The 6,145-nt window shown below is 61.9% G+C and carries 5 protein-coding genes; 3 read left to right on the forward strand and 2 right to left on the reverse strand.

Annotated elements, in window-relative coordinates:
* Positions 1–84: 84 nt before the first annotated feature.
* On the forward strand, positions 85–948 hold the full coding sequence (locus HFK74_RS30385; protein WP_180206764.1) for a LysR substrate-binding domain-containing protein: 864 nt from the start codon (positions 85–87) through the stop codon (positions 946–948).
* Between the two features lie 115 nt (positions 949–1,063).
* Here HFK74_RS30385 and HFK74_RS30390 read toward each other — a convergent pair whose 3' ends face one another.
* Positions 1,064–1,936, reverse strand: coding sequence for a LysR family transcriptional regulator (locus HFK74_RS30390; RefSeq protein ID WP_180206765.1), 873 nt, complete (start codon positions 1,934–1,936; stop codon positions 1,064–1,066).
* 266 nt (positions 1,937–2,202) lie between these two features.
* Here HFK74_RS30390 and HFK74_RS30395 point away from each other — a divergent pair, with 266 nt between their 5' ends.
* Positions 2,203–3,528: an MFS transporter gene (locus tag HFK74_RS30395; protein ID WP_180206766.1), complete on the forward strand. Its 1,326-nt coding sequence runs from the start codon at positions 2,203–2,205 to the stop codon at positions 3,526–3,528.
* A 25-nt stretch (positions 3,529–3,553) separates the two neighbouring features.
* Here HFK74_RS30395 and HFK74_RS30400 read toward each other — a convergent pair whose 3' ends face one another.
* Entirely contained in the window at positions 3,554–4,963 is a 1,410-nt protein-coding gene (locus HFK74_RS30400; RefSeq protein WP_180206770.1) for a type VI secretion system Vgr family protein, read from the reverse strand.
* A 224-nt stretch (positions 4,964–5,187) separates the two neighbouring features.
* On the opposite strand from HFK74_RS30400, the gene HFK74_RS30405 reads away from it, so the two are divergent.
* Entirely contained in the window at positions 5,188–5,892 is a 705-nt protein-coding gene (locus HFK74_RS30405; RefSeq protein WP_008063883.1) for a YebC/PmpR family DNA-binding transcriptional regulator, read from the forward strand.
* The last annotated feature ends 253 nt before the right edge of the window (positions 5,893–6,145 follow it).

A 6,145-nucleotide genomic window follows, 5' to 3' on the forward strand; every position in this document is an offset into this window, starting at 1 on the left:
TGAAGCTACGGGGCTTAAATTGCAATTTGCCGAGCTATCAATCAAATTGTTTGTTGTTATGCCAGCCATCAGTGAGAGTTATTCATGAACCTGTTTCAGCTCCGCGCTTTCGATGCCGTGGCCCGTGAGGGCAGTTTCACCCGTGCCGCTGCTCGACTGTTCATCAGCCAACCGGCGGTCACCGGGCACATCAAGGCGCTGGAGGAGCACTACCAGATCACCCTGTTGCGCCGCACGGCCCGCCGGGTGGAGCTGACGGAGGAGGGCACCCGGCTGGCAGCGATCACCCGGGCGATGTTCGGCCTGGCCGAGGAGGCGCAAGCGATGCTGGAGGCCAACCGGCAGTTACTGACCGGGCGCCTGGAAGTGGCGGCGGACGGCCCGCACATGGTCATGCCGATGCTTGCGAGCCTGCGGGCGCGTTATCCCGGCATCACCGTCAACCTGCGCCTGGGCAATGCCCAGGAAACCCTGGCGGCGCTGTTGTCCGAGCATGCCGACGTGGCGGTATTGACCGAGGTCGAGCCGCGCAAGGGCCTGCACTTGCAAGCCCTGAGCGAATCGCGGATTTGCGCGCTGGTGCCCGTGGGGCATCCGTGGGCCCGGCGGCCCAAAGGGGTGCCGCTCAAGGAGCTGGACCAGGTGATCATGGTGTTGCGTGAACCGAGTTCGATTACCCGACGCACCTTCGATGACGCCTGCGTCCAGGCGAAGGTCAATCCGCGGGTGTTGCTGGAGCTGGACAGCCGGGAAGCGGTAACCGAGGCGGTCGCTGCCGAGTTAGGGGTGGGCGTGGTGTCGTCGGTGGAGGTCAGCCATGACCCGCGGGTGACGGCGGTGCCGATCATCGGCGAGGGCTTGGTCAATCGGCACATGATGGGGTGCATGGAGCGGCGGCGGGATTTGCGCTTGATCCAGGCGTTTTTCGGCTTGGCGCCCACCTCATAGACCGAGTTGCCCGCATCGCCAGCAGGCTGGCTCCCACAAGGGGTTTGCATTCGGCCACAGTGACGACTCACTACCACTGTGGGAGCCAGCCTGCTGGCGATGGGGCCAGACCTGTCTACACCAGGCTCTCGCGCACCATCTCCAGAAACGTCGCCACAATCCGCCGCGAGCTCTGCTCGCGCAAACACACCAGCGTTTCCGTCAGCCGCCGCTTGCAATCGGTGATCGGCAACGCGCACACCCGCGAGTCGGCGCCAAACTCAGCCGCCGACACCACGCCAATCCCGATCCCCACCACCACCGCCTCACGCGCCGCTTCCCGACCTTCGACCTGGATCGCCGGGCGAATGCGGAAGCCGGCGCCGGCCATTTCTTCTTCCAGGGTCTGGCGGGTCACCGAACCGATTTCGCGCAACACCAGCGGCGTGTCGTCCAGGTCTGCAAGGGTGATGGATTGGCGATCCGCCCACGGATGATTGCGCGACACGAACGCCACCATCGGGTCATTGCGCAGCGGCAACGAGATCAATCGTTCGTCGCTGACCTCGCGGCCGAGCAACGCCAGGTCGGCCTGATAGTTGAACAGCCGGAACAGCGACTCGTCCGTGTTGCCGGTTTCGATCTTCACGCTGATGCCGGGGTAGCGTTCGCAAAACCGGGCGATCTGTGGCAGTACATGCACCGGCGCATCCACCGCCAGAATCAGGCTGCCGGTCTGCAACGCCTGGGAATCCTGCAGCAATTCCTGGGCCTCGGCTTCGATCACGAACAGTTTCTGGGTGACGCTCAACAAGCGCTCGCCCAGGTCGGTGAGGCGCACCGAGCGTTTGTTGCGATGGAACAGCAACACACCGTAGCGCTCTTCGAGTTTGCGCACCTGGTCGGAAATCGCTGGCTGGGTGAGAAACAACCGCTCGGCGGCTTTGGTGAAGCTTCCATGCACGGCCACGGCGTGGAAAGCTTTGAGTTGGGCGTGGGAAACCGACATGGGCATCTCCAGTAACAAGCAGTGCTTATTTTGGAAATACGATAAATCGATTTCACTTATTAAACATTAATTGTTTTTATCCACCTCAGGCTCCGTGACTGCTCAGTCGAACAGCGCGAGTGCCATGGGCCTGTACGTGTAACCACAGGACTCATCTGACCGCAATCGCCTACAGGGACAAGGTGATTGCGCAGTGCTCAACAATAAGAACACAGGCGTTTTTCTTAAATCTGCCGGCACACTCAGACCCTGAGGTCAGAACCACAATGAACAAGCATTTCGGCACCCTCAAGCGTTGGCGCGTGCAGATCTTCGCGATCACCTGGCTCGCCTACGCCGCTTTCTATTTCACCCGCAAAGCGTTTTCCGTGGCCAAGCTCGGCATCGGCGAAGATCCGAGCTTCATGCTCGACAAGATGGCCATGGCCAACCTCGACGCGATTTACCTGACCGCCTACGCCATCGGCCAATTCACCTGGGGCATCCTGGCCGACCGCTTCGGGCCGCGGGTGGTGGTGCTGGGTGGCTTGCTGATTTCCGCGGCGGCGGCGCTGGTGATGGGCAGTTTCGCCACCTTGCCGATTTTCGCCACCTGCATGCTGATTCAAGGGCTGGCGCAGTCCACCGGCTGGTCGGGGTTGTGCAAGAACCTCGGCAGTTTCTTTCCCGCCCAACAGCGCGGGCAGGTCTTGGGATTGTGGAGTTCCTGCTACGCCTTCGGCGGCCTGGTGGCATCGCCGTTTGCCGGCTGGTGGGCCTATACGCTGATCGGCAGTTGGCATGCGGCGTTCATTTCCAGTGCGGCGGTGGTGGGGCTGGTCGCCGTGCTGTTTTTTCTTTTTCAACGCAACAAGCCTGAAGACGTGGGCTTGCCGGCCGTGGAGCCTGAACCCGCACTGAGCGCTGAAGAGGCCTATGCCCAAAGCAAAATCAGTGTGCTGGAGCCGCTAAAGGAAATCCTGCGCAACCGCACGGTGCTGGTGCTCGGCTTGGCGTATTTCATGCTCAAGCCGGCGCGCTACGCGATTCTGCTCTGGGGCCCGGTGATCGTTTTCGAACAGATGCCCTCGGTGGGCAAGGTCGGCGCGGCGATCATTCCCACCGCGTTCGAACTGGCCGGCTTGCTCGGGCCGATCATGATCGGCCTGGCCTCGGACAAACTGTTCGGCGCCCGGCGCATGCCCGCCTGCGTGCTCAGCCTGTTGGCGCTGACCCTGTCCCTGGGGTTTTTCATGGGCGCACTGCATACCGGCAGCGTGATGCTGGTGGTGGCCCTGCTGTTCGTCATGGGCCTGACGCTCTACGGACCTGACTCGATGATCAGCGGTGCGGCCGCCATCGATTTCGGCACCGCCAAGGCCGGCGCCACGGCGGCAGGTTTCGTCAACGGTTGCGGTTCGGTCGGGGCGATTCTCGGCGGATTGCTGCCAGGCTATTTCGATACCGTGACCGTGTTCATCGTCTTTGCCGGCTGCGCGCTGTTCTCGGCCCTGGTGCTGGTCCCGCACTGGAACAGCCGCCCCGGGAGCCAGGGTACCCGGCATGCCTGCGTACCGAACCAGGCGATGATCATCAAACCCCTGCGTACCTGAACGATCCGGTAACCGCGTCTGATGCTCAAGGCGCGGGGTCGGTGCGACTGATCAACCAGTCGAGCAGCAGGCCGGTGTCACTGCGTGGGGTGTCGGCACGCACCGCTGGCGGGCGGCGACGCTGCCCGCTGCTGGCGCAGAGCACCGGGCGGTCCGGGTCGCTGTCGAGAAAACTGACCCAGCCGTCGCTGCCGGCCATTGGCAGCGGGATCTCTTGCCCTGGGACCTGGGGCATTGCCAGTGCCACAGGTAGCCACAGCCCTGTGGCCGCCTCGGGATCGACAGCCGTGTCGGGCCATACACTCACCTGCAGGCGACCTTGATCATCCTGTTTCGCCTGCTGCCCGGCCCGGCCACAGACCCGGGCAGGCTGGAAACCGGGGATGCGCGGCCTGGCCTGGTCCAAGGGTGGGCGAAACACCGTCGACCAGGGAATGGCCGTGAACTGATTGCGATAGTGCCGGGCAATGCTGTCTTCGGACAGGATCGAACCCTGCTGGCCTTGATGCCGAGCCTGGCAGACCAGCCATTGGTCGTTGAACCCCGGCACGGGATGGTCGGCCACCTGCACGATGTGTGCGCTGCGTAACAGACACTGATTGCTTTGACCGTGAAGCTGCAGCTGCTGGCAACGCATGCGCTGCAGATCGCGGCGTTCGAGCTGATCCCGATGGCGCTGCTCCTGGGGAGGGCGAGGGGTGTGGGAAAAGGCGTGATTGGCCGCGGCTTCATCGACCTGAACACCGCGATTTTTCGCCTCCACTCGTGGGTAAACGGCTTGTGAGTCATGGCGCTGGAACAGCTCGCTGATGACCGGTGCAGTGCTTTCGCCTGTCTCATCGCCGTGGAAAGGCATCAGCAGCGGCTCTTGGGGAAAGCTCATGTTGTCGTCGGCCAATACCAGCACGTGCCCGTGGCGCGAGTGTTCGAAGTGATAGTGAATGCCTTCCTCCTCGCACAGGCGCTGCAGCAAGGCCAGGTCGGTTTCCTCGTACTGGATGCAAAAAGGTCGCAGGGGATAATGCCCGTCTGCCAGTTCCATGCGATAGCTGTCTGCGGGCAAGTCATGTTCCTCCAGCAGCTGGCGCAGGATCATGGGCACGCTGAGGCGCTGGAAGACCCGCCGCGATCTGTATCGATCCAGCGCTTGAAGGGCGGGCACCAGGACCAGTTTGTAGCCGACCCGGCCGCGCCCTCGATATTCGCAGCTGGCGCTGTGCAGCACGCCATGGATGCCCTGGCCTTGTCCCAAGTCGAGCAGCGCCGGTTGTTGCAGCAGCCGTTCGAGGTTGAGGGCCGGTGCCAGGCCGATCACGTCGATATCGAATCGATAGGGTTGATTGAGGGCCTCGTGCCCGCTGAACTGCACTACTTGCAAACTCAGGTGGTCGTCGAGGAGTGTGAGGGTGAAGGGACTTTCCTTGTCGTTGTGCATCGGACGCGCTTCTGCCATGGAGTACGGCCACAGAGAGTACAAACCCGCATGCCTTGTGGACATCGCCAACCGAAATTTCAGAATCGCCCTACAACCATCGGTAAAGATGTCGATCCGTGGTTGAGCCTGAGATTTTTTGGTCGATTGCCAACTTTAGGCCGTATAAACTTGGCGGCATGCGTCGGCCAATAGATGTTTCGGCGCCATAGACAAGAGAGTGAGTAATGGGCGCACAGTGGAAGGTTAAACACAAAGAAGCGGCAGCCAACGCCAAGGGCAAGATCTTCGGCAAACTGGTGAAGGAAATCACCATTGCTGCGCGCAACGGTGCCGATACCGCCACCAACGCACACCTGCGTCTGGTGGTCGAACAGGCGAAAAAGGCCTCGATGCCCAAGGAAACCCTGGATCGCGCCATCAAGAAAGGCGCCGGTCTGCTGGGCGAAACCGTGCAATACCATCGCGTCACCTATGAAGGCTTCGCGCCGCACCAGGTGCCGCTGATCGTCGAGTGCGTGACGGACAACATCAACCGTACCGTCGCTGAAATCCGCGTGGCTTTCCGCAAGGGCCAACTGGGCGCTTCCGGCTCGGTGGCCTGGGACTTCAACCACGTGGGCATGATCGAGGCCTCGCCGGACACCCCGGACGCCGATCCGGAAATGGCCGCCATCGAAGCCGGTGCCCAGGATTTCGAGCCGGGCGAAGACGGCGCGACGCTGTTCCTGACCGAACCTACCGACCTGGACGCGGTACAAAAAGCCCTGCCGGAGCAAGGTTTCACCGTGTTGTCGGCCAAGTTGGGCTACCAGCCGAAGAACCCGGTCAGCGGCCTGAGCGATGAGCAGATGGCTGAGGTCGAAGCGTTCCTCGAAGGCCTCGATAACCATGACGACGTGCAGGATATGTTTGTCGGCCTGGCCGGTTAACTTCCGCCCTCACGGCGACTGAAAAAACATCCTTGTAGGAGCCAGGCTTGCCGGCGAAGGCGGCCTGGCATCCGATTAATCTCTCGCAGATGTACCCGGTCCAAACAGTGGGAGCTGGCCTGCCAGCGATGACGGCCTGACAGCCGACCATTCTCCTGCATGTGTACATATCCATTCCTGCGGTAACGGCCACTTAGGGTTTCGCTCTTACAGCGAGTCACTTGGAAAAGCCCCAAGTAACCAAGGGCTCTTG

The organism is Pseudomonas sp. SbOxS1 (genome assembly GCF_013416725.1).
Classification (GTDB): domain Bacteria; phylum Pseudomonadota; class Gammaproteobacteria; order Pseudomonadales; family Pseudomonadaceae; genus Aquipseudomonas.